Raw genomic sequence first — 22,837 nt, forward strand, 5'->3', positions numbered from 1 at the left:
TTGGTTATCTATCACAATAAAGTTTATTTAAAAGTTACAAAGCTCACTCAAAGCTCAAGTTGGTTATTCGCGCATATTTTAATTCTAAATAATATCAAATACTTTTTCGCACAAATAATGGCTTACAACCACCACCAAGGAAACACCTACAAGCACTAGAAAGCGAATGACATTTTTACTAGTATGATTTTTAAGCTTGTTCTTCAGGTAGCCAATATCAATCAACACAAATAAAAAGGCAATTATTCCACCTAATATAGCACCGACTTGAAATAAGGCTAAATCGTATACCCAATTAAAATAGACACTCAAGCCAGTATTCCTTTTTGCCCCTAGAACTATGCGCATATAGATAAAAGCGTATATAAATGAGAGCATTATCCACAGGACATAGCCAAGTATTTGTTTTAAAATCTTCATAGTACTAGTTTATCCTTAATTACTCTTCTACTATTGTATCGGCAGGTACTTTAGCTGTATTAATTTTACATTGATTCAGTATGGTATCGGTTTTAATGATTTCCCAATTTTGATAATAATCAATTGTTCCCACAAAATTTAGGCTATCTGAATCACAATATTTTAAATAGAATTCTGCAATACGATAGGCATTATAATTGGATATTTCTTCACTACTAAATCCGCCTGGATCTTCCTCGTGCTCAATAAAATGTGTTGTGCCTGCCTCGCCAAAAGGAACAAAGATAGGCGTGCCTGTATAGTATTCATAAAAACGCAAACGGTAGGGCACTCCCCTATTTTGCAAAAATTCTAGTGTAATATTCTCAGTTAAAAACTCATTATTCACTTTTTCTAGCACCATTCTTTTTATGGCGCTATGAATAGAGTCTTTATTGTTAACAGGATTTTTAACCAAGTATAAATCTGGGTATACTTTAGAGGATATAAACTCCATTTTTGTAAAAAACGCAAACTTAATCAGCCATGACAAAGCCACTAGAGTTAATAAAACCAATGCCCAGATACTTCTCACTTTCTTTTTTAGAATCCATTTTATTAATCGAAATAGGAAGTAAAGGCCTATGATCAGCATGGATAAAAGTAAAAGTAATATTAGAAGAAGCATTTCTTATTTTGTTCTGTGGTTTAGCAATGTTAAACTTAGGATGAAAATCGTTTCAATAATTTGCTCGATATTTTAACAAAAATAATACAACAAACATTGTTAAGTTGATGAATATATTTGAATCTTTAAAAAAACTATAATTTCTAATTAAAAATAAACACACACCGCTTAAACTACTGTATTGTTAACTATAGGTCTACGGTTTTATGATCGACAATTCATTACCCGCGAAATAGTTAATAAAGGGGCTTTAGAAAAATTTGATGTTTTACTTAATGACTATTTCTTGTCGGAAAAACCAAAATCTTATGGACTACCATCCGTAGCTTATTTTGCAGAACAATTACATTTATCACCAAACTACTTTGGAGATTTGGTAAAAAAAGAAACAGGAAAATCGGCTGAGGAATACATTCAGATTAAACTCATTGATGTGGCAAAGGAAAAAGTTTATGATTCAAACAAATCTGTATCTGAAATTACTTATGAATTGGGTTTTAAATATCCACAGCATTTTAGTCGCCTTTTCAAGCAAAAAGTAGGACATTCTCCTAAAGATCATAGAGCATCTCTTAACTAAATAGGAGTTAATTAAATTTATAAATTCAATGCTTGTACTTTTAGTTTTTTACTATGTATTACATTACAGTGCTATTGTCTAACCAACGTTGTAAAAGCGTATTGTTTTGTGATATTGCAACAATATGAAATTTGGAATAACGTTTAAAAACTCGGGCTTCTTTCAACGGTTCTATACAAACAGATATGGGAATTAGATAATTGGAATGAATCAAAAATAATTCGCCATCACGCTTTAATAGATAGCCCACGTGCCCTTCATCAAAACCAATAAAATAGAGCCCTTCTTTTGTTATTTCATCTATTTCTTCAAATGCTTTTTCATGGGTTTCTTGAACAATTGTGTTTATTTCCTCACCACAACTAATCATTTTAGCCTCATCTATTGGTGATTTTTGAGCCAAAGTAAATCGGTTCAGTTTGATACCCATATCCCGTAAGGTGGTTGATATAAAATAACCACATGCAATTTTACCTTGGTTTGGAATTGTTGTATGTCCGCCAAAACTCCAAGGGGTTCCATACCAATGTGGTATAATTTTATCAACTAATTGATTGGTAAATGAGGATCTTATCTCATCAAAAGTAATTGTGCCCTGTATTAGATTTTCATTTAAGCTCAAACGGAGTTTAATAGCAGCTTCTTTTGTATTTACATATGAATTAGCAATACTATCTAAATCAGTTTCAGACTCTTTTGCTGTCCATTCTTTACTTTTTACTTTCTCAACCATAGAATTTACTTTGGTCGTATCATTAAGAACAACTACCGCCCTTTCTGGAGATGACGGAGTATCATTCAATAAACCTAAGGAAACTAAAAGTGCAGTAAATAACATATTGGTTTAAAAGATTTGAGCTGTATGATACTATAGTAACGTATTATTTTAGAAGTAATTACATCATAAATGTTAAATTTATAAACACATATTAGTTATTTCTAGATTGTTAAGTTTACAGCCCACCAAACTTCATAATCTCTAGGTAGTAATGGTCGGTAACTCTGAAAACCTTGATCGGCAATTTTTAGTCCAATAATTTCATCTTTGTCATTGTAAACATAGCTGATAAATATAAACGAATGTCCGTAAGGATCTAATTTTGCAACATTCACACCTTGTACTACTTGTTCATAATCAGCCTTAAAACGCCAAACTTGCATAAGTGCTCCTGGTTGTAATTTACCACTCCAAATACCTAAAGAATCTACCAAAGTACCCATTCCGGCATAGGCTAGTGCACCAGCATTACCTTTTCCTCTATAGATTTCTGGAAGACTTTTCCAACCTGGCTGCGTGTCTGATGCTGAAGCATAGAGCAAATTAAATACCTGCTTTGAAGTATAATTTTTTGTAGCCATAAACTCTGGGAGATCACGATACACAGAATGACCATAAATCTCTTTATACGCCTGTTCAAAACGGCTTTTACTAACCGCAAGACAATGTCCATTTGGCTCTTTATTATCACTGGCTAAATAGTTTTCTACAATCTTATGCGCCACTCGACTTTTACTGTTGTTACCAACTGGTTGGTTCAATTGCTCTAATGAATCTTCATTATTAGATAAAACTAATTTTTGTTCTGAATTTAAGCTTATGTATCCATGATCATCTAAGTCTAAATTATTCAACAAACTTTTATTATTATCAATTCTCCTGGGTTCTATAATATTATTATCTAAGTCCGAAATGTCAGATTCTTGTGTTACTTTTTTATTAGATGCACATCCAAATAGCACACAGCTAATTACTACCATACTCGTAAAGGCTGGATGGTATTTTTTAAAAACTTTTTGAAATAAGGTGTTTTTCATTTTTATAAGTAGGCATTCTCGTATTTCAATTACATTAATGTCAAACCCAAGAAACTAATACAATATTAATGCTTCAACTCGCACTTAAAGATATGATAATTTCATGTTTTAGCTATTATTGATCCAAACTTTCAAGCTACCAATTTCTATAAGATATTTTCTAAAATATGAACTACTCCCCTACTACTAGATTTTTAATTCAAAAAAAATGTAACTTGCTTCTTATTATGCATGCATAGTATTTTTTTTTAAAAAACACCACGAGATGACCAAGTACAAACACATTTTTGAACCTTTAGACTTAGGATTTACCACTCTGAAAAACCGCATAATAATGGGTTCTATGCATACAGGTTTAGAAGAGCAAAAAAATGGATTGCATAAAATAGCTACCTACTATGCAGAACGCGCAAAAGGTGGAGTTGGTTTAATTGTAACTGGAGGAATTTCACCAAACATTCAAGGTTGGACTGCACCATTTTCAGCTCGCATGAGTACAAAAAAACACGCAAAACATCATAAAGTCATAACAGACGCCGTTCATAAAGAAGATGGTAAAATATGTATGCAAATTTTACATTCGGGGCGTTATGGGTACCATCCGTTTGCTGTTGCTCCTTCAGCTATTAAATCGCCCATCTCCCCTTTTAAACCTTTTAAACTAAAAAAGTCTGGCATAAAACGTACTATACGTGATTTTGTAAATGCTGCTAAACTTTCAAAATTAGCGGGTTACGATGGAGTTGAAATTATGGGTTCCGAAGGATATTTAATCAATGAATTTATTACTGAAAGAACAAATACCCGCACAGATTTATATGGCGGAAGCTATGAAAATAGAATGCGCTTACCAGTAGAATTGGTGAAAGAAACCAGAGAAGCCGTAGGACCAAATTTTATTATTATTTACCGTTTGTCTATGCTAGATTTAGTAGAAAAAGGGAGCTCTTGGCAAGAGGTGGTAGCCTTAGGGAAGGCTATTGAAAAAGCTGGAGCTACTATCATCAATACTGGAATTGGTTGGCACGAAGCACGAATACCTACTATAGCAACATCGGTACCTAGAGCAGCTTTTACTTGGGTTACCAAAAAAATGAAAGAAGAACTTACTATTCCATTAGTAACTTCAAACAGAATAAATATGCCAGAAACTGCTGAACAAGTTTTATCAGAAGGACATGCGGACTTAATTTCGATGGCTCGTCCTTTTCTAGCAGATCCGGAATGGGTTAATAAGGCAGCAACTAACCAATCGGACGAAATAAATACGTGTATTGGTTGTAATCAGGCGTGCTTGGACCATGTTTTTCAACAAAAAGTGGCCAGTTGTTTGGTGAATCCAAGGGCATGTCATGAAACAGAATTGAATTACTTTCCGGCAGAGCTTAAGAAAAAAATTGCGGTAGTTGGTGCTGGCCCTGCTGGTTTAGCCGCAGCCACCGTTGCTGCACAAAGAGGGCATCAGGTCACTCTTTTTGATGCTGATTCTGCTATAGGTGGACAGTTTAATATGGCGAAGCAAATTCCTGGAAAAGAAGAGTTTTATGAAACCATTCGTTATTTTAATACACAATTAGAAAAACATCAAGTAACGGTAAAATTAAATACCAGAGTTAGTGTTGAAAATTTAAAAAATGGTATTTTTGACGAGGTTATACTTGCAACAGGAATAACGCCTAGAACTCCAAAAATTGAAGGTATTCAACATCCTAAAGTGCTGAGTTATATTGATGTTTTAAAATTAAAAAAACCAGTTGGCAAACGTGTTGCCGTAATTGGCGCAGGTGGTATTGGATTTGATGTGTCGGAATACTTGGCGCACGAAGGTGAAAGTACTGCCTTAAATATTAATGCTTGGTTAAAAGAATGGGGAATTGATAAATCGCTACAAGCTCGAAGTGGAATTGAAGGTGTTTCGCCTCAAATTGCACCATCACCAAGAGAAATTTTTATGTTTAAACGCAGTAAGGGTAAATTTGGCGGGAACTTAGGTAAAACAACAGGTTGGATTCACAGAACAACACTCAAAAATAAAAATGTTCAATTTATTAATAATGTGCAGTACACCAAAATTGATGATGAAGGTCTGCATTATATGCAAGATGAAACTCAGAAAGTTTTAGCGGTAGACCATGTAATTATTTGTGCGGGGCAAGTGCCTTTTAAAGAATTAGCAGCACCACTTGAAGCAGAAGGTATAAAAGTGCATGTTATTGGAGGTGCAGATGTTGCTGCAGAATTAGATGCTAAACGTGCCATAAATCAAGCGTGTAGGTTAGCGACAGAAATTTAATACAAGTTCTAAATTAATATAAAAGGCTATCCAAAAAGGATAGCCTTTTAAATTCAATTTCAACAAAACAATCAATCTACATTATATCGAGTCCATACTTATTTCCAAGTTACGATATCATCAAAATCTCTTCTAGATTTTGGAAATTCCGGGTCCGCCTTTCTGTACCCAAAGGCAGCCATAAAAGCCAATCCGTATTTATCGGTATCAATTCCAAATTTCTCCTGTAATAAAGCTTCTGCTTTTTCTTGGTGAAAACCTTCAATTGGGCAAGAATCTACGCCTGTTAATGCAGCAGCTGTCATCATATTGCCCAATGCAATGTACGTTTGTTTAGAAGACCAATCGAATAACTTTTTATCGGTATCCAAGTTAAAATCGCGCTCTTGAAATTCTCTGTAAAATTTAGAATACATTTCTATAACTTCGGCAGGCATTTGTTTTACCTCTTTCATCATATGTTCAATATAAGGTGCGTTATGCTTTACCATAGGCGCTTTCATTGCTAAACCTAAAACAAAGTGACTGGCAGTATCTAATTTTAACGGCGCGCCCCAAGCAACAGGTTTTAAAAGCTCTCTTAACTCTTTATCTTGAACCACCACAAAATGCCAAGGTTCAAAACCAAATGAACTAGGTGATAAGTTGGCCGTTTTTAATATAAAATTAATTTGATCATCAGTTAAAGTCTTACTGGCATCAAATTCTTTTGTAGCATGTCTATAATTAAATGCGTTTAAAATGTCTTCTTGTGCAATGTTTGGTGTAATCATTATTGTATTTTTCTATTTATATTTATCTTACTATCAAAAGTATAGTGACAAAAGTATGTATAGTATTTAAAACTGACAATACCAGTCAAAAATGATAGTATACATTTTCGATTAATAAATACGCTAAAAAATCAATAAAAACAAGGGTTAATAGCTATTGTTAAAATAACTATAAAATGTATAGTTGTATAATTTAGTATAGTATAATACCTTTGTATTTAAAATTAAATTTAAAACGGTGTTTTATGTATAAATTTAAAGGGAAAGAATATCCATGTTGTGCTAGTTTAACTATGGGTGTAATTGGTGGAAAATGGAAGACCGTAATTTTATTTCATTTAATTGAAGGAACACTTCGCTATAGTGAATTAAGAAAACAAATGCCCACGGTTACCGAGCGCACATTAAGTTTGCAGCTAAAAACTTTAGAAGAAGATGGCATCATTAAAAGAAAAGTGTACACTTCTAAACCTCCTTTGAAAGTCGAATATTCATTGACTGATTTTGGTAAAACATTAATACCAGTAGTGCAAATAATTGCAGATTGGGGCGTGTCTGCTGTTGAAGAAAAAGGAGAAGTAATAGAATAATAAATCTAAAATATACTTGATTTTCACTTAACCCATGGCTATGCAATTATCATTCTTATTTTATGTTTCTCAATTTATAAAAAATGCTTAATCGGAGAATTTTGTGCTATAAACTTTAAAGACATTACCCTTTAAACCTTAAATCTTCATCGTTGAAATAAGAGCTAATGCCGCATGCTCTCCTGACGCCATTGCTGCATTTAAAGAACCATTTAAAAGATAATCACCAGCTAGAAAAGTATTTTTATTCATTGTTATTTCTTGAGTCGTTGTTTTATTTTTTATATTTTTTTTATCTGGCAAAGCCTTTGAAATAGCGTAGTGTTTAAGAAAATGCAAATTATTAATTCCGCAATAAGTATTTAAATCTTGTTGAACCTTTTCTACTAATTCAGCATTAGAAAGATTATGCTGTTTTACCACTGTTACAGATAGCAATTCTTCCTCCGTTTTAACATCCATTCCTAGACTGGTATGATAAAAAATATTATTTATTAGCGCATCTTCATCTGCAATTAAACCAATTAATGGTTTGGAAATATCGCGATTACTGCTTGTAAAATAAAGTGTGTCACAACGTTTCCAATTAAGCTGATTGGTATACGAGTTTTTAAACCGTGGTTCCGTAGCAATAATTGCGTAATCAAACTCAATTTCAGTGCCATTATCAAGCGTTAATTTGTTTTCGGATAGATCCTTTACGGAAACATTATATTGAATTTTTGTTGCTGACAAACTAGCTAATAATTGTTCTGGTATTGCAGCTATACCACCAATAGGAAGTGTAGCAGAACCTTCTCCGAACATTTTAAAAACAAACTGAAACATGCGACTAGAAGTTTCTAAAAATGGTTCTAGAAAAATACCTGCAAAAAAAGGCTTAAAGAATAAATTAATCATTCCCTCACTAAATCCATATGTTTCCAAAAAAGCTTTGGTAGTAGTTTCTGTTTCCTCAAATATTTGATCTATACTTTTTCGTCGAAGCGCAATTGATAGTCGGACTATCTTAAATTTATCACTTAAATTACCTATGTTAGAAGTCAATGTAGATCTTAATAAAGAAATATTTCTAATTGGGTCGCCTAAAGTATATTTATTACTCTTGTTATAAATTACAGCTCCAGGGATGAACTTTTGTAATTTAAGCTTTGAAAAATCTAAATGTTTTTTCGCCATAGGATAAGCATCTAAAAGCACTTGAAAACCTTGGTCCATTTGAAAACCCTCTACAATATCTGTTTTCAAACGTCCTCCTGCCCTATCTGTTTTTTCGTAAATAACAGCACTAAAGCCATTTTCTTCTAAAACTTTAGCGGCTACAAGACCACTTATACCAGCACCAATAATGGCAATTCGTTTATTTCTATTTTGCATGACTATTAAAAAATTTTCAAATAATGGTATTCATTAAAACTTGAACGAATGGTATTTTAAGATAATACCTGTATGGATTTCATTTATCTTTGCAAACGCTATGATTCTATTTAACATTCTGCTATTCTTTTCCGCTTGTTCCTTTACGTACTTTGGTCTAGCATGCCTAATTAATCCAAGTTTAAAAACCGAATTTATTAGATACGGTTTAGACAAACAGCGCAATACTGTTGGTGTTTTGCAGATAACTGGCGCAGTTGGCCTGTTAGTAGGTTATTTTTATTTACCAATACTAGTACTCATTGCTGCTATTGGACTTGCTTTGTTAATGCTACTTGGTTTTGGCGTAAGATTAAAAATAAAAGATTCTGTAGTACAGTCAGCACCCTCTCTAATCTATGCTTTTATTAATGCGTATATCGCATACCTTCAATTTTTAAATATATTTTAAAAATTGAACAAAATTTATAGCGTAGTTGTATTATATCTATATAATGATACTTTATTAAAAATAGGCAATAACTAGGCACATCATTAAAAATAGAAAAGCAGGTAACGACTTTTTTAAAGGATCTTTTATTTTTAAATGCATAAGAATAGAACCTACCAATAACGCACCGAGCCCTAATGCGAAGGGTCGCTGAAGTTGAGGAACCCAAATGGCCACAAAAAGCCCAATAGCCAACAAAACTTTCAATGTTCCTACAAAATAACACATCCATTTTGGAAGTCCATATTCTTGAAATTCTTCGATGATTGTCGTTGCATTACCTCCACGCCACTGAGTTGGTTTTTTATTTTGTATTAGCCATACATTTAGTAAGCTAAAACTTACAATACACTGCAAAGCAATAATTAAATAATTCATTTTCTTAATATTTGTTTAGGTTAGTAATAGGATTGTTTTAAGTCTTTATTCTAAATATATTTTTTCTATTTCTAAGGAAAACGATTCTCTAATTTTATTTCCAATTAAAAAGGTAATTTCTTCAATTTTATTCGCTGAAAAATTAGGCTTATCCAACCTGTTTCCTCTAAAACTCGGATAAAAAGCGTCAAGGTTTATAGTAATAGTTTCCCATTTACCAGTTGTTTTAAAGCTATGTATATAAGAATAGCGCTGCGATCTATCATCCTTAATTCTAAATTGATAAACCTTACCATCCCCTTTTACTTTAAGTTTAATAGATTTATAATTGGTAATATCTATGGTCTTAAAGCCAAATCGAGCAGAAGAAAATCCACCATTATTTTCTGTTCGCACTGTACCAGAAAACAAGGCATTCCCTGAATTATTTAATGTAAAATATCCCTGAGATATACCTCCCATAACACTATCGTCTAAGATGGTCCAATCAGAAATGTCTTCTCTGTTTTTAAAATCTATTATAACAGTACTACTATCTTGTAACATAGTTTTCATGAGTATAAAAAATATAATTAAACTAGTTTTGTAAAAGGTATTAATCATAAATAATTAACAATAAAGCCATTACAATTATGTAATGGCTTTGTTCACGTTTCTGATTTTTAAAAAATCTTCAATAAATTAGTGCATTACCACTGCATCAATAGCATGTATAATACCATTTGAGGCATCAACATCGGCAATTACAACAGTTGCCATTCCTCCTTTTGCATCTTTTAACATCACCTTACCATCCTGAATACTCATGGTAATTGTTCCTCCCTGTACCGTCGTTACTGTAAAACTACCGTCATTACTATTAATGGCATCAATCACAGAAGCGGCATCGAATTTTCCAGCAACAACATGATAAGTTAAAATACCAGTTAACGTTGATTTATTCTCTGGCTTCAAAAGTGTTTCTACAGTTCCTTCAGGTAACTTTTCAAAAGCAGCATTTGTTGGCGCAAAAACGGTAAATGGTCCATCTCCACTTAATGTGCTCACAAGATCAGCTGCCTTTACTGCAGCAACTAAAGTTGAAAAGTTTTCATTACCTGCTGCTACCTCTACAATATTAGGTGTTTTATTTTCAACAATCGATACAGGGTTTTCATTTATCTCTGCAAGCGCTTGTTCTTTCATTTCCTTTTTTTCCTCACCGCAAGAGGCAACAAATACACCTACTATTGCGGCAAAACTTAATACTTTTAAAATTTTCATAGCTTCTTTATTTTTTTCAAATGTAAAACAATTAAACATGTTGTTTAACTTATTTAACAAAACATTAAACAAATATGTTGAATTGTAGTCTACTATCAATAATATCAGCTAATTAAGTTGTATAAAGGAGTATTCAATTTTAAATCTTTGTTCTATTAGATTTATAAACTTAAATTTGAAATAGAAATATAGACTAATTAAAATCTAATTTTATTTACACTTAAAAACCTTAAACATTTAACCATGAAAATAAAAACGCTATTCCTCCCTGTACTTATTATTATACTTGTGTTTACTGCATGTAAAGACAAAAAAAATGAAACTAAAGAAGAAGTGAAATCTGAATTAGTTGCCGAAACAAGATACCAATGCCCAATGAATTGTGAAGATGGTAAAACATATGACCATGCAGGCACATGCCCTGTTTGCAAAATGGAATTGGCTTTATTAGAAAATGATAGTAAAGAAATGTCTTGTACTATGGACAAGGACGGAAAGTGTAGTTGTGATGATATAAATTGTAAATGCCCTAAATGTTCGGAACATGCCGAAAAAATGGAATGCAAAATGGGTGAAGATGGAAAATGCAGTAATCCAAATTGTGAAATGCATACCGAAAAAATGGAATGCACCATGCATAAAGACGGTAAGTGCAAATGTGAAGGAGAAAAATGCAGCTGTAAAAATTGTAAAGAACACAGCAAAAAAATGGAGTGCACTATGGGCGATGACGGAAAATGTAGCAATCCAAATTGTGCAAAACATGCTACTGAAACGCATGAGTCGCATTAGTAAAATTTTAAACTAAAGCATAAAAAAAAGTGCTGAGTAGTTAATTACTCCGCACTTTTTTTATCATTGGATTAGATTTCTTTATTATTCTCTAGCTCCATTATTAAATTAGCTATCAAAGCAGTCCATCCTGTTTGATGCGAAGCTCCTAAACCTTTCCCAGAATCGCCATCAAAGAACTCGTAAAAGAAATGATGGTTTTTAAAATGTTCGTTTTTAGTAAATACCATATCTACATCATCTGAATGGTATTGAAATTTACCGTCTTTATTAGGTTCAAAAAGTTTTATTAATCGTTTTGAAAGCTCATTAGCAATCTGATTTAAATTCAGTTTTGTACCAGACCCTGTAGGAAATTCATAAGTATACTTTGGACCATAGAATTTATAGTACTTTCTTAACGATTGTATAATCATATAATTTAATGGCATCCATATAGGACCACGCCAATTGGAGTTTCCTCCGAACATGTTAGAACGACTTTCGCCAGACTCATACTGAATTTCATGATGCCCATGATGTGCAAATACAAACGGATGTTTTTCGTGATATTTAGACAAAGAACGAATTCCGTATTCCGATAAGAATTCTTCTTCATCTAGCATTCGTTTTAGCAGATGCTCTAACCTGAAACCACGCATTATGGAAAACAAATAATTGCCATCGTCATTAGTTTCTTCAATATTCGAGATTAATGAAGCCAAATCAGGTCTAGATCTAACAATTTCGGCTGCCCTTCTACTAAATTCCTTTAATTCTTCAAATAAATCTTTATGAATAATTTCAACAGCAAATAAAGGAATAATCCCTACTAAGGACCTTACTTTTAAGCGATCTGTGGTGCCATTAGACATTTCTACAACATCGTAATAAAAATTATCCTCATCATCCCATAACGAAATATCTTTTTTACCAATATGATGCATGGCCCAAGCAATATTCAAGAAATGCCTAAAAAATTTAGCTACCGAATCTTCATAAGCCCTATTGGTCTTAGCCAACTCTAAAGCAATTCGAAGCATATTTAGGGTAAACATTGCCATCCAACTGGTAGCATCGGCTTGTTGCATTCTTGTTATACCCTGTGGCATATGGTTTCTATCAAAGACACCTATATTATCTAAACCTAAAAAGCCGCCTTCAAACAAATCAGTTCCGCTAACGTCTTTTTGATTTACCCACCACGTAAAATTAATAAGTAACTTTTGAAAAGCAGTCTCTAGAAATAGACTATCTCCTTTACCAGTTTTCTTTTTATCTTTTTCATAAACAGTCCATACGGCCCATGAATGCACCGGAGGATTTACATCGCTAAAATTCCATTCATAAGCTGGAATTTGCCCGTTTGGATGCATATAGCTCTCTTTAAGTACTAGTAAAAGCTGCTCTTTGGCGAAATGCGCATCAATTTCTACAAAAGAGGCCATGTGAAAAGCTAAATCCCATGCCGCATACCAAGGATATTCCCACTTATCTGGCATAGAAATTACATGTCTGTTAGTTAAATGTTGCCAACTTATATTACGGTCGCTAGTACGGTAAGGTTTAGATTCTCCTGGACCGCCATTGAGCCATTTATTAACATCGTAATAAAAAAACTGTTTTGTCCATAACAACCCTGAAAAAGCCTTCTTGGCAATTTCTTGATGCGATTTTGCTAAGCTTTTACTGATTATATCGTCATAGAAAGATTCACATTCTTGAATGCGACTATTAAAAACCGAATCATAATTCTCCCATGGATTTTCAAGTTTCTTTTTACTAAGCCTAATTCTAATGCTTTTTTCTTCACCTGGTTTAAGGTTAAGTTTGTGCCATACTGCAAATTTAGATCCGTTTTTATCTGGATTTACGGTATTCTTACCATTAACAACATGATCGTTAATGCCATCTTTTACATAACCAACCTCGTTAGGTACATTATAAATTAGCTCATTGTTTGTTTCATTTTCACAAAACAATTGGGGAGCATCTTCATGGTATAAATAATATCGTCCATTTCTAACACTTCTAGATTGCACCATAGTATTGGTTATCGCTTTCATGTTAGGACGTTCAAATCTTTTATTATGTTTCCAAAAATTACGAAACCATAAATGTGGAAGTACGTGTATTTTTGAAGCTTTTGCGCTTCTATTTACCACGGTGATCTTCATTAAGATATCGCCAACATCAGCTTTAGCGTATTCTATAAAGCAGTCAAAATAATTATTGTTTTTAAAAATACCAGTATCTAATAACTCATATTCATTATCAGCGCGTGATAGGCTAGCATTTTTCTTAACTAAATCTTCATAAGGAAATTTAGACTGTGGATATTTGTATAAATATTTACTATACGAATGCGTTGGTGTAGAAACCAAATGAAAATAAAGCTCTTTAACATCTTCACCATGATTTCCTTGATTATTGGTTAATCCGAATAAACGCTCCTTTATGATGGTATCCTTACCATTCCAAAAAGCAGGGGCTAAACAAAGTATTTCTCGAGAATCGCAGTAACCACCAATTCCCTCTTCTCCCCATCTGTAGGCGTTACTACGAGCTTTTTCATGATCTATAAAATCCCATGCATTTCCATTTTCACTATAGTCCTCTCGTACTGTTCCCCACTGTCTTTCCGCCAAATATGGCCCCCATCTTTTCCAATTTTGGTAAATACTTGGAGTGGCTAATCTTTCAGCCTCAGCATTTTTGTACGTCATATGTTTTTGTAAAGTGAATTCCTTTTAATTTTTCTCTAATCCTCAAAAATAGCACATACTTTGCATAAACAAGAACAGTACTAAGCAATTTTACCTAATTAATAGAATTGCTCTTATACTTTTAAAGACTTAGTATAAAAATGCGTTTAATATGCTAAAGAAGAAATTTGTTGAGGTATTTATTAAAAGATGCTCTCCATTAACAAATAGCTCTAAATAAAGCCAAAGACAGATTATATTTTATTATTAAAACTTAATTTCAAAGGCCTCAAAAAAATGACTTAATGTCCAAGCGGGACCAATCATTAGAAATTGTAAATCTTTTAAAAACGATGGCTTCTTTCCTTCATGATTATGGCCTACAAATTGTCCGATCCATGCCACAACAAAAATAGCGAGCATAATAGTCCATAATGGCGTCATAAAGCTTATGGCAATTAACTGTATTATTAGTAATACTAGTGCGGAAAATAAAACCATACCAATAAATAAATATTTTGATAAGCGATAATAATAAATTAAACCTAATAAGATAACAAAGGTTCCTAAGTGCATGTAGGGCTGCACAATAGAAGGGAAAAAATTCGTAAATGTTTGTGGTACTGGAATACTTGCAAGTAAACCAATTAAACTAAAAAAAATTAAGGGGACACATACAAAATGTATGTTTTTGTTCATTTTTGTTTGATGACTTTCGCCATATTCATTCAACAAAATGTCAATTTTTCTCATGATTAGCTTTATAATTTATAGTTAATGGTTGTGTAATAATACAAATATTTCTTAAAAAATTAAACTTTAGAATATAAACTGTTAAAAAAATGATTTTTGTGATATTTATAAGTTAAATCCTTTTATATAAGTCAGAATATAAAACACTAAATTCAAAAAACCCAACAGTATATATGTTGGGTTTTTGAGTGAAAACTTACATTAAATTAAACCTTTTAACAATACTCAAATACGTGTCAACATTAATCTAAATAATCCACTACTGCATTTTCTCTAGATGTTACATGGCTTTTTAATTCATTTATTGCTGATTGGAAATCGGAACTTGAATTTAAGAAAGTATAACCTGCAACTTCAATATTTGCATAAGGCGCTATTAAATTAGCATAAGAGGTATACTTAGGCTGCATAATACTTGCGTTAAATACCGTTGCTACAACACTTTCGACATATTCATCGTACTTTTCTTTATAAGTTGCATCTTGATATAGATATCCTATTAATGGCCATTCGGCTGAGTTTAAATTAGAAAAGTCTAATGCCAAGGCACCTTCTCTATTACCTACTTGTAATGCTTCATTATTGTCCCATGGTATCCAAGATAATTTCTCCGTATCTGCATTATTATATAAATAATAATTATGTGTCATTCTTCCATAAGTATCCCAATTTTGAATTACTGTATTTACTGCTAAATATTTTAAAAACTCATCTGCATCAAATACCGTTTCTAAATTTGCACGCCAAGCAACAGGATCAGTTGTTCTGTTATCAGCATGTAAGGCACTAAATAAGTTTAATATATCTGAATAGTCTGCATCGTCCTCATTAGTTTTCTTTACAAAAACATCTTCTGTAAATGTACCTGCAACAAAGCTTGCACCTGTGCCATCTGGCTTATATAAATTACCATCGTTATCGGAAAATTGTGTATCAATTAAGGTATCATCTACCTCTTCCACTAATGTATACACGCCAAAATATGTTGGGCCATCACCAAAATCTACATAAACTGTATAAAATGCCGCCTTTGAACTTGGCACTCCAAAATCTCTGAAAACATCAGTTGCCACTTTTTCACGTAACATAGATTTATCATTGTAATTATTTTTTAGACTCAGTTTTTTAAATCCGTAAAAACGTTGATTATCTATTTGCGGATATTGATCTTCAAATTCGTCAAAATCTAATTTAAACGATAATTTTAAATTACCACTAGACCAAGTAGATTGCAGACTAGAATTACCTTTAAATCTTACACCAACACGATACCACTCTTTGCCTTCGTAGAACACCTCCCCTGGAACAAAAATTGGATCTTCATCTGATTCTATTAAGCCCGAACCTGCATTTGTACGACCAAATGTACCATAGGTAGCTGTCATATCATCAAGCATCATTTGCCAACGATCTGCAGTTATAACAATATCAATACGTTTTACCGCATCATCTTCAAATACTTCATCATAATTTGGGTCCGCTGATTTACTATGGGTTTCTGTTGTCCAATCTGTAACTTCAAAAGTTGAATCTGAATAATCCTCTACATAAGTTACTTCATTAGATGATTCATCAATGGTATTGTCTGTAACACTGGAACTGTTATCTGAGCAAGCAAATACTAGCAATAGTTGAAATGCTAAGCCAAAAATTATACTACCCTTTTTCATATCTATTTTTTATTTGTTAATGAATATTCCTTTAACAAAGGTGCTAATAAGTAGTATGCAGAATTTTTCCTTTCAGTGAGTAGGCTCAACTTTTAAGTAAAATAAACGCTCCATTCAGTAAAATAAAAACCAAAAATTAGAAGGCTATTTTTTTTTGAACTAACTCCCTTATAGAGAATACATTGGATACTGTAGTGGAAAATTGTGAATATCTCTTACTTGTTAAAAGTGAAAAAAGTTTTATTTACACCTACTTTTGGCACCCCAAAAACAAATAAATTATGAGTGCAACTTGGTACGAGTGTAAAGTAAAATACAGAAAATTAGATGATGCTACAGGCATGCAAAAAGTGAAAACAGAGCCATTTTTAGTGGATGCTATTTCGTATACAGAAGCTGAAAGTAGAATTACAGAAGAGATGGCTGCCTACTTAAGTGATAGTGATGAAATTAAAATAACAAATATTAAAGTCGCTAATTACTCTGAAATTCATCCTTTTGAAAATTCAGACCGTTGGTTTAAATCTAAAGTATCTTTAATTGCTTTTGATGAAGAAAGCGGTAAGGAACGTAAAACAAATATGTATCTTCTAGTTCAAGCAAATGATGTTAAAGAGGCCTACGACAACACTGTTTCGGTTATGAAAGACACTATGGGCGATTATACAATTCCTTCCATTACGGAATCGCCTATCATGGATGTTTTTCCTTATTTCTCTGGTGAAGAAGATGATTTGGAGCGATTAGAAAAGTTTAACGCCGCAAAAGCCTCTACGCCACAGATAGGAAATTTAAACGAAGATTTAGAATTAGCAGATGCCATTGCTCAGGAACAAAATACTACTTTTGAGCCGCTAGGCGTAGAAGAGGAATAAAAGCTATATTTGGTATAATATTAAAGGGAAGTCTTTTCTACGAAAGAGCTTCCCTTTATTTTTTTATAGTTTTTTGGGAATTATTCTATAATGGCAACAACTTCATAGGCACGTGTTCCTTGATATTGAATTTTTCCTAAAGAACATCATTATACTCACAATATTCTTGATTGTCAAGCACCACTTTTTCTGCCTTATCAGGAAGCTCATAAACAATTGTTCCAACTTCCGGCTGCACTACTTGGTACTCCTTATCGTAAGATTGATAAAATACACCATCAAAGAAAAAATAATTTCTATTATTAAATTTTATAGTTCTGTAACCAATAGGCAAACTACGTATTCTTAATCCAATACTTGGCGCAAGGACAGTCACTTCATCCACAAATAGGCCTCAATATTGATGAAAAAAAGTTATTCAATATGATTTAAAATGTTTAAACTGTTGTTAAAATAAGTTAAAAATGAATGTTCATTCTTTTTTTGCACTAACTTTGCTCTGTAATTATATTAATCATGGCTACACTTCAAAAAAGCATAGAAAAAAAAGCAGCTCTTATTCGCGCAACGATACATTTAGTTAACAATAATGGCTTTCACGATACGCCTATGTCTAAGATTGCTAAAATGGCAAATGTATCACCTGCTACGATTTACCTCTATTTTGATAGCAAACAAGATTTGGTAAACAAAACGTATTTAGAAGTTAAAGAAACTTTTACAAGCTATGCGTTTGCAACCTATAATGATCAAATGAATCTTAAGGAAGGATTTGAGATTATTTGGAAACGAATAGCAGATTTTAAACTAAAAGAATGTGAAGAAGCTATGTTTTTAGCACAATGCGATAATACCCCTATGATTGATGAATCTAGCAGGCAAGAAGGTATCAAGCATTTACAACCATTGCTTCAATTGTGGGAAAGAGGAAAGCAAGAAGGAATACTAAAACCTATTTCGGACTATTTGTTATATGCTTATACTATAAATCCATTGTCTTTTTTAATGATCATGCAGCAAAGAAGTGTCTTTGAATTAACTAAAGAGCATATAGAAGAAGCCTACCAAGCAGCTTGGGATAGCATAAAAAAATAATAAATTAATTATATAACTAAAAATGGAATTACTAGATAAATTAAACTGGAGATACGCCGCAAAAGCGATGAATGGTAAAAAAGTTCCACAAGATAAAATAGATCGTATTATTGAGGCTGCACGCTTGGCCCCTACCTCAAGCGGTTTACAGCCTTTTGAAATTTACGTTATTACCAATAAAGAAATAAAAGAAAAAATAAAACCCGTAGCTTGGAATCAGTCTGTAATAACAGATTGCTCACATTTATTGGTGTTTGCGGCTTGGGATACCTACACGGCAGAGCGAATTAATAAAATGTTTGATTTAACCAATGAAATTCGTGGTTTTAAAAATGAAGGCTGGGAGAATTATAGACAAATGTTATTAAATTCTTATCCTCAAAAAGATGCTGAGGTAAACTTTAATCACGCTGCAAAGCAAGCCTATATAGCTTTTTCACAAGCCATAGCTGCTGCTGCATTTGAAGGCGTAGATGCTACACCTATTGAAGGTTTTGATCCTGATGCTGTAGACAAAATATTAGGACTGCGCGAAAAAGGTTTACGGAGTGCTGTATTGTTACCTTTAGGCTACAGACAAGAAGACAAAGATTGGTTGGTAAATCTAACGAAAGTCAGAAAAAGTACTGAAGATTTAGTAACGGTAATAGATTAAAAAAAATGATTATGAATCGAGCAATTATATTAAAGCAACGACCTGTTGGCAAACCAACTGCATCAGATTTCGAATTTTTAAAAGATGATTCTGAATTAACAATAAAAGATGGTGAATTACTATTAGAAACAAACTACGTTTCTGTCGACCCTTATTTAAGAGGGCGTATGAGTGATGCAAAATCTTATATACCGCCTTTTGAAGTCGGTAAGCCAATTAGTTCAGGGATTGTAGCAAAAGTAATTGCATCTAAGCACAACACCTTTAAAGCTGGCGATTATCTTGCGGGAATGTTGCCGTGGAAAACACAGCAAATTTCTAACGGCGAGGGTTTAACCAAAGTGAATAAAGATTTAGCTCCTTTAAGTGCTTATTTGGGGGTTCTTGGATTGACTGGATTAACAGCTTATTTAGGATTAACTGAAATTGGAAAACCTAAAGCGGGGGAAACCATTGTTATTTCTGGTGCTGCTGGAGCCGTAGGCAGTATAGTTGGTCAGATAGCTAAAATAAAAGGCTTACGAGTTATAGGAATTGCTGGCACTAATGAAAAAATTGAAATGCTTACTTCAGATTTTGGGTTTGACGCCGGTATTAATTACAATGAAACTAAAGATATGAATGCTGCTATTAAAGCCGCAGCACCCAATGGAGTGGATATTTATTTTGATAATGTGGGTGGTCCTATCTCTGATGCTGTGCTTTTTAACATTAACAAATTCGCGAGAATGATTATTTGTGGTGCTATTTCTGTTTACAATAATACAGAACTACCAACGGGTTTAAGCGTACAACCTTTTTTAGTGAAAAATAGTGCATTAATGCAAGGTTTTATAGTATCTAATTATGCTGAAAAATTTCCAGAAGCAACGAAGCAATTAGCTTCTTGGTTAGCTGATGAAAAATTAAAATATACCGAAACCATTGTAGAAGGTTTTGATAATATCCCGAGTGCATTTCTTGATTTATTTGATGGAAAAAACAAGGGGAAAATGATTGTGAAAATTTAAAAGAAAATTAAAAAAAGGACTATGAATAATTTTGAATATAAAAATCCAACAAAAATAATTTTTGGAAAAGATACTATTGGAAAATTAGCTAAAGAGATTCCGACTGATGCCAAAGTATTAATGCTATATGGCGGAGGAAGCATCAAAAAAAACGGAATTTACGATCAAGTAAAATCGGCCTTAGCAAATGTTAATGTTATTGAATTTGGAGGTATTCCTGCGAATCCAGAGTATGCTATTTTAATGGAGGCTTTAACAATTATTAAAAAAGAAAATATCACCTATCTTTTAGCTGTTGGTGGTGGTTCTGTAATTGATGGAACTAAATTTTTATCAGCTGCAGCACTATACGAAGGTGAAACGCCTTGGGATATTTTAAAAAATAATATCAGATCTACAAAAGGAATGCCTTTTGGTACCGTACTTACCCTACCTGCAACTGGTTCTGAAATGAACTCTGGCTCCGTAATTACTAGAAAAGAGACAAAAGAAAAGTTAGCTATGGGAGGTCCTGGTTTATTTCCGGCGTTTTCTATACTAGACCCACAGGTAATTACTTCTATTCCTAAGCATCAGATTGCAAACGGAATTACGGATGCTTTTACGCATGTTTTAGAACAATATATGACCTACCCAGTTGGTGGTTTGTTACAAGATCGTTTTGCTGAGAGCATTTTACAAACCTTAATTGAAGTTGCTCCTAAAGTATTAAAAGATCCTACCAATTATGAAGCTGCTGCAAACTTTATGTGGAGTTGTACCATGGCATTAAACGGCTTAATTCAACAAGGTGTTCCAGGCGATTGGGCGGTACATATGATGGGGCATGAATTAACTGCTTTATTTGGTATTGACCACGCAAGAACATTGGCTGTAATCGCGCCAAGTCATTACAAATACAATTTTGAAGCTAAAAAAGTAAAACTTGCACAATACGGAGAAAGGGTTTGGAATATTACCAATGGTAGTATAGATGATAAGGCTTATGCCGCCATAGAAAAAACCGAAGCATTCTTTAAGGAGTTAGGTATCGAGACTAAACTATCGGACTATACCAAAGATTATGAAGGTACGGCTGAAGAAATTGCTAAACGTTTTACCGATAGAGGTTGGTTAGGTTTAGGGGAACATAAATCTCTAACCCCGAACGATGCAGAGAAAATTGTTAAAATGGCTTACTAAAATTAAAAAAGATAAAATGAAAATATTATTTGTATTAACATCTCATGACAAATTAGGAGATACAGGAAAAAAAACAGGCTTTTGGATTGAAGAATTTGCAAGTCCGTATTATAATTTATTGGATAAAGGCGCTGAAATTACTTTAGCTACACCAAAGGGTGGCGCTGCACCTATTGATCCAAGTAGCGATACTCCAAGTGCAAGTACCGAAGCTACAGAACGTTTTAAAAAAGACACTGTTGCTCAGAACAAAATTAAAAACACAAAGGTTTTGTCTACAATTAACGCGGATGAATTTGATGCAGTTTTTTATCCTGGTGGTCATGGTCCTTTATGGGATTTGGCTAATGATAAAAACTCGATTGCATTAATTGAACAATTTAATGCGCAGCAAAAACCAATTGCCTTTGTATGCCATGCACCTGCTGCATTAAAAAATGTAAAAGGTATTGATAAGAGAACGCCTCTTGTACATGGTAAAAAAGTGACTGGCTTTACCAATTCTGAAGAAGCTGCCGTACAATTAACAGAAGTTGTTCCATTTCTAGTAGAAAATATGCTAATTGAAAATGGCGGTATGTATTCTAATGAAGCTGATTGGGCTGCTTATGCTGTTCAAGATGGCAACCTAATTACAGGTCAAAATCCAGCATCTTCGGAATTAGTTGCTGAAAAACTATTAGCAGCACTAAATTAATTTTCGACTTCATTAAACATTAAAAAAGCCTGAAAACAATATGTCTTCAGGCTTTTTATTCTCTTTATTCTCTTTACTCTCTAGATTCTAGACCAAAAAATTAGAATTACGCACTACACATTTCAGTAAAGCACACCTCCCGCTAAATATATTTTTTAAGAAATTAGTTTCTGTTTGTATCTTTCATGGCGCAATGAATAAGCATAAACATTTTAAACTTCACAAACCTTTTGGTGTCTTGAGTCAGTTTACATCAAATGACGCTAAAGAGTCTCGTAACAAACTATTTTTAGGTAATGTATATAATTTTCCTGAGGGCATAATGCCTGTAGGACGCTTAGATGAAAAATCTGAAGGCTTACTGCTTTTAACTACGGATGGAAAACTAAGTGACACCATAAATCAATCTGGAATCGAAAAAGAGTATTACGCGCAATTGGATGGATTAATAACAAATGAAGCCTTAAATATGCTCACAAACGGAATTGAAATAGGTTTTGCTGGTAAAAAATACGTAACCCAACCATGTATAGCCAAATTACTGACCGACGCTCCTACCCTTTCTGAACCTGATAAAAAATTACGTATTGGAGCACACAGACCTAATTCTTGGATCAGTATTACAATAACAGAAGGTAAGTTTCGTCAGGTGCGTAAAATGACGGCTGCTGTAGGCTATCCAACCATACGTTTAGTGCGTGTAAGAATTGGTACAGTTTTATTAGAAAACATGAAACCAGGTGAAGTTATTCCATTAGATTTCTTAATCTAATGTACT

The 22,837-nt window shown here is 33.2% G+C and carries 25 protein-coding genes; 12 read left to right on the plus strand and 13 right to left on the minus strand.

The genetic code is table 11. The features are described 5' to 3' along the window. Window positions 1–84: 84 nt before the first annotated feature. Both B8963_RS11960 and B8963_RS11965 read right to left on the minus strand, forming a co-directional pair. Window positions 85–420, minus strand: a complete 336-nt coding sequence (locus B8963_RS11960) for a hypothetical protein (protein WP_143312530.1) — start codon at window positions 418–420, stop codon at window positions 85–87. Window positions 421–439: 19 nt separating this feature from the next. Beyond that, entirely contained in the window at window positions 440–916 is a 477-nt protein-coding gene (locus B8963_RS11965) for a hypothetical protein (RefSeq protein WP_084061767.1), read from the minus strand. 352 nt (window positions 917–1,268) lie between these two features. Here B8963_RS11965 and B8963_RS11970 point away from each other — a divergent pair, with 352 nt between their 5' ends. Next, window positions 1,269–1,667, plus strand: coding sequence for a helix-turn-helix domain-containing protein (locus B8963_RS11970; RefSeq protein ID WP_084061768.1), 399 nt, complete (start codon window positions 1,269–1,271; stop codon window positions 1,665–1,667). Between the two features lie 58 nt (window positions 1,668–1,725). Here the strand turns inward: B8963_RS11970 and B8963_RS11975 are convergent, their stop codons facing one another. Next, a complete protein-coding gene (locus B8963_RS11975; protein WP_084061769.1) occupies window positions 1,726–2,505 on the minus strand; it encodes a hypothetical protein in 780 nt (259 codons plus the stop codon). A gap of 101 nt (window positions 2,506–2,606) precedes the next feature. Further along, window positions 2,607–3,482, minus strand: coding sequence for a hypothetical protein (locus B8963_RS11980; protein WP_084061770.1), 876 nt, complete (start codon window positions 3,480–3,482; stop codon window positions 2,607–2,609). A gap of 265 nt (window positions 3,483–3,747) precedes the next feature. Here B8963_RS11980 and B8963_RS11985 point away from each other — a divergent pair, with 265 nt between their 5' ends. After that, window positions 3,748–5,775 (plus strand): NADPH-dependent 2,4-dienoyl-CoA reductase, encoded by a 2,028-nt coding sequence (locus B8963_RS11985; protein ID WP_084061771.1) that lies wholly within the window; start codon window positions 3,748–3,750, stop codon window positions 5,773–5,775. Window positions 5,776–5,873: 98 nt separating this feature from the next. On the opposite strand, the gene B8963_RS11990 is transcribed toward B8963_RS11985, so the two are convergent. Next, window positions 5,874–6,548 (minus strand): NAD(P)H-dependent oxidoreductase, encoded by a 675-nt coding sequence (locus B8963_RS11990; RefSeq protein WP_084061772.1) that lies wholly within the window; start codon window positions 6,546–6,548, stop codon window positions 5,874–5,876. Window positions 6,549–6,793: 245 nt separating this feature from the next. On the opposite strand from B8963_RS11990, the gene B8963_RS11995 reads away from it, so the two are divergent. Beyond that, window positions 6,794–7,138, plus strand: a complete 345-nt coding sequence (locus tag B8963_RS11995; protein WP_084061773.1) for a winged helix-turn-helix transcriptional regulator — start codon at window positions 6,794–6,796, stop codon at window positions 7,136–7,138. 138 nt (window positions 7,139–7,276) lie between these two features. Here the strand turns inward: B8963_RS11995 and B8963_RS12000 are convergent, their stop codons facing one another. Then, complete coding sequence (locus B8963_RS12000; protein ID WP_084061774.1) at window positions 7,277–8,515, minus strand: FAD-dependent oxidoreductase; 1,239 nt, start codon at window positions 8,513–8,515, stop codon at window positions 7,277–7,279. Window positions 8,516–8,615: 100 nt separating this feature from the next. On the opposite strand from B8963_RS12000, the gene B8963_RS12005 reads away from it, so the two are divergent. Beyond that, window positions 8,616–8,966 carry a DoxX family protein gene (locus B8963_RS12005; protein ID WP_084061775.1) on the plus strand — a complete coding sequence of 117 codons (351 nt, stop codon included), beginning with the start codon at window positions 8,616–8,618 and terminating at the stop codon, window positions 8,964–8,966. 54 nt (window positions 8,967–9,020) lie between these two features. Here the strand turns inward: B8963_RS12005 and B8963_RS12010 are convergent, their stop codons facing one another. The 3 genes from B8963_RS12010 to B8963_RS12020 all read right to left on the minus strand — a co-directional run bounded on the left by B8963_RS12010 (window position 9,021) and on the right by B8963_RS12020 (window position 10,646). Continuing rightward, window positions 9,021–9,383 carry a DoxX family protein gene (locus B8963_RS12010; RefSeq protein WP_200810836.1) on the minus strand — a complete coding sequence of 121 codons (363 nt, stop codon included), beginning with the start codon at window positions 9,381–9,383 and terminating at the stop codon, window positions 9,021–9,023. Between the two features lie 45 nt (window positions 9,384–9,428). After that, complete coding sequence (locus B8963_RS12015; protein WP_234989661.1) at window positions 9,429–9,938, minus strand: CIA30 family protein; 510 nt, start codon at window positions 9,936–9,938, stop codon at window positions 9,429–9,431. A gap of 126 nt (window positions 9,939–10,064) precedes the next feature. After that, window positions 10,065–10,646: a fasciclin domain-containing protein gene (locus B8963_RS12020; protein ID WP_084062162.1), complete on the minus strand. Its 582-nt coding sequence runs from the start codon at window positions 10,644–10,646 to the stop codon at window positions 10,065–10,067. Window positions 10,647–10,889: 243 nt separating this feature from the next. Between B8963_RS12020 and B8963_RS16040 the strand changes: the two genes are divergently transcribed. Continuing rightward, the gene (locus tag B8963_RS16040) at window positions 10,890–11,438 is read left to right on the plus strand and encodes a heavy metal-binding domain-containing protein (protein ID WP_200810837.1); all 549 of its coding nucleotides are present in this window, start codon (window positions 10,890–10,892) and stop codon (window positions 11,436–11,438) included. 71 nt (window positions 11,439–11,509) lie between these two features. On the opposite strand, the gene B8963_RS12030 is transcribed toward B8963_RS16040, so the two are convergent. The 3 genes from B8963_RS12030 to B8963_RS12040 form a co-directional block, all read right to left on the minus strand. Then, complete coding sequence (locus B8963_RS12030) at window positions 11,510–14,143, minus strand: MGH1-like glycoside hydrolase domain-containing protein (protein ID WP_084061777.1); 2,634 nt, start codon at window positions 14,141–14,143, stop codon at window positions 11,510–11,512. A 246-nt stretch (window positions 14,144–14,389) separates the two neighbouring features. Continuing rightward, window positions 14,390–14,875, minus strand: a complete 486-nt coding sequence (locus B8963_RS12035) for an Mpo1 family 2-hydroxy fatty acid dioxygenase (RefSeq protein ID WP_084061778.1) — start codon at window positions 14,873–14,875, stop codon at window positions 14,390–14,392. A gap of 242 nt (window positions 14,876–15,117) precedes the next feature. After that, complete coding sequence (locus tag B8963_RS12040; RefSeq protein ID WP_084061779.1) at window positions 15,118–16,545, minus strand: CotH kinase family protein; 1,428 nt, start codon at window positions 16,543–16,545, stop codon at window positions 15,118–15,120. Between the two features lie 281 nt (window positions 16,546–16,826). On the opposite strand from B8963_RS12040, the gene B8963_RS12045 reads away from it, so the two are divergent. Continuing rightward, the gene (locus B8963_RS12045; RefSeq protein WP_084061780.1) at window positions 16,827–17,420 is read left to right on the plus strand and encodes a DUF4494 domain-containing protein; all 594 of its coding nucleotides are present in this window, start codon (window positions 16,827–16,829) and stop codon (window positions 17,418–17,420) included. A gap of 136 nt (window positions 17,421–17,556) precedes the next feature. On the opposite strand, the gene B8963_RS12050 is transcribed toward B8963_RS12045, so the two are convergent. Next, complete coding sequence (locus B8963_RS12050) at window positions 17,557–17,805, minus strand: DUF6515 family protein (RefSeq protein WP_084061781.1); 249 nt, start codon at window positions 17,803–17,805, stop codon at window positions 17,557–17,559. A gap of 131 nt (window positions 17,806–17,936) precedes the next feature. On the opposite strand from B8963_RS12050, the gene B8963_RS12055 reads away from it, so the two are divergent. From B8963_RS12055 to B8963_RS12080, 6 genes are all read left to right on the plus strand, one after another. Then, window positions 17,937–18,515: a TetR/AcrR family transcriptional regulator gene (locus B8963_RS12055; protein WP_084061782.1), complete on the plus strand. Its 579-nt coding sequence runs from the start codon at window positions 17,937–17,939 to the stop codon at window positions 18,513–18,515. A gap of 22 nt (window positions 18,516–18,537) precedes the next feature. Next, complete coding sequence (locus B8963_RS12060; RefSeq protein ID WP_084061783.1) at window positions 18,538–19,170, plus strand: nitroreductase family protein; 633 nt, start codon at window positions 18,538–18,540, stop codon at window positions 19,168–19,170. Window positions 19,171–19,181: 11 nt separating this feature from the next. After that, on the plus strand, window positions 19,182–20,180 hold the full coding sequence (locus B8963_RS12065) for an NADP-dependent oxidoreductase (RefSeq protein ID WP_084061784.1): 999 nt from the start codon (window positions 19,182–19,184) through the stop codon (window positions 20,178–20,180). A gap of 21 nt (window positions 20,181–20,201) precedes the next feature. Continuing rightward, window positions 20,202–21,362, plus strand: a complete 1,161-nt coding sequence (locus tag B8963_RS12070) for an iron-containing alcohol dehydrogenase (RefSeq protein WP_084061785.1) — start codon at window positions 20,202–20,204, stop codon at window positions 21,360–21,362. Window positions 21,363–21,378: 16 nt separating this feature from the next. Further along, window positions 21,379–22,059: a type 1 glutamine amidotransferase domain-containing protein gene (locus B8963_RS12075; RefSeq protein ID WP_084062165.1), complete on the plus strand. Its 681-nt coding sequence runs from the start codon at window positions 21,379–21,381 to the stop codon at window positions 22,057–22,059. Window positions 22,060–22,252: 193 nt separating this feature from the next. Then, the gene (locus B8963_RS12080; RefSeq protein WP_084061786.1) at window positions 22,253–22,831 is read left to right on the plus strand and encodes a pseudouridine synthase; all 579 of its coding nucleotides are present in this window, start codon (window positions 22,253–22,255) and stop codon (window positions 22,829–22,831) included. Window positions 22,832–22,837: the final 6 nt, after the last annotated feature.

The organism is Cellulophaga tyrosinoxydans (assembly GCF_900176415.1).
Classification (GTDB): Bacteria; Bacteroidota; Bacteroidia; order Flavobacteriales; family Flavobacteriaceae; genus Cellulophaga; species Cellulophaga tyrosinoxydans.

Bases quoted from the DNA above. Each gene is read 5' to 3' on its own strand.
- B8963_RS11975 (WP_084061769.1), bottom strand. From the start codon at position 2,505: ATGTTATTTACTGCACTTTTAGTTTCCTTAGGTTTATTGAATGATACT.
- B8963_RS12060 (WP_084061783.1), top strand. From the start codon at position 18,538: ATGGAATTACTAGATAAATTAAACTGGAGATACGCCGCAAAAGCGATG.
- B8963_RS12065 (WP_084061784.1), top strand. From the start codon at position 19,182: ATGAATCGAGCAATTATATTAAAGCAACGACCTGTTGGCAAACCAACT.
- B8963_RS12030 (WP_084061777.1), bottom strand. From the start codon at position 14,143: ATGACGTACAAAAATGCTGAGGCTGAAAGATTAGCCACTCCAAGTATT.
- B8963_RS12005 (WP_084061775.1), top strand. From the start codon at position 8,616: ATGATTCTATTTAACATTCTGCTATTCTTTTCCGCTTGTTCCTTTACG.
- B8963_RS11995 (WP_084061773.1), top strand. From the start codon at position 6,794: ATGTATAAATTTAAAGGGAAAGAATATCCATGTTGTGCTAGTTTAACT.
- B8963_RS11985 (WP_084061771.1), top strand. From the start codon at position 3,748: ATGACCAAGTACAAACACATTTTTGAACCTTTAGACTTAGGATTTACC.
- B8963_RS12020 (WP_084062162.1), bottom strand. From the start codon at position 10,646: ATGAAAATTTTAAAAGTATTAAGTTTTGCCGCAATAGTAGGTGTATTT.
- B8963_RS12070 (WP_084061785.1), top strand. From the start codon at position 20,202: ATGAATAATTTTGAATATAAAAATCCAACAAAAATAATTTTTGGAAAA.
- B8963_RS11990 (WP_084061772.1), bottom strand. From the start codon at position 6,548: ATGATTACACCAAACATTGCACAAGAAGACATTTTAAACGCATTTAAT.
- B8963_RS12035 (WP_084061778.1), bottom strand. From the start codon at position 14,875: ATGAGAAAAATTGACATTTTGTTGAATGAATATGGCGAAAGTCATCAA.
- B8963_RS12015 (WP_234989661.1), bottom strand. From the start codon at position 9,938: ATGAAAACTATGTTACAAGATAGTAGTACTGTTATAATAGATTTTAAA.
- B8963_RS12055 (WP_084061782.1), top strand. From the start codon at position 17,937: ATGGCTACACTTCAAAAAAGCATAGAAAAAAAAGCAGCTCTTATTCGC.
- B8963_RS11980 (WP_084061770.1), bottom strand. From the start codon at position 3,482: ATGAAAAACACCTTATTTCAAAAAGTTTTTAAAAAATACCATCCAGCC.
- B8963_RS11960 (WP_143312530.1), bottom strand. From the start codon at position 420: ATGAAGATTTTAAAACAAATACTTGGCTATGTCCTGTGGATAATGCTC.
- B8963_RS12080 (WP_084061786.1), top strand. From the start codon at position 22,253: ATGAATAAGCATAAACATTTTAAACTTCACAAACCTTTTGGTGTCTTG.
- B8963_RS12000 (WP_084061774.1), bottom strand. From the start codon at position 8,515: ATGCAAAATAGAAATAAACGAATTGCCATTATTGGTGCTGGTATAAGT.
- B8963_RS12040 (WP_084061779.1), bottom strand. From the start codon at position 16,545: ATGAAAAAGGGTAGTATAATTTTTGGCTTAGCATTTCAACTATTGCTA.
- B8963_RS12045 (WP_084061780.1), top strand. From the start codon at position 16,827: ATGAGTGCAACTTGGTACGAGTGTAAAGTAAAATACAGAAAATTAGAT.
- B8963_RS12075 (WP_084062165.1), top strand. From the start codon at position 21,379: ATGAAAATATTATTTGTATTAACATCTCATGACAAATTAGGAGATACA.
- B8963_RS16040 (WP_200810837.1), top strand. From the start codon at position 10,890: ATGAAAATAAAAACGCTATTCCTCCCTGTACTTATTATTATACTTGTG.
- B8963_RS11965 (WP_084061767.1), bottom strand. From the start codon at position 916: ATGGAGTTTATATCCTCTAAAGTATACCCAGATTTATACTTGGTTAAA.
- B8963_RS12010 (WP_200810836.1), bottom strand. From the start codon at position 9,383: ATGAATTATTTAATTATTGCTTTGCAGTGTATTGTAAGTTTTAGCTTA.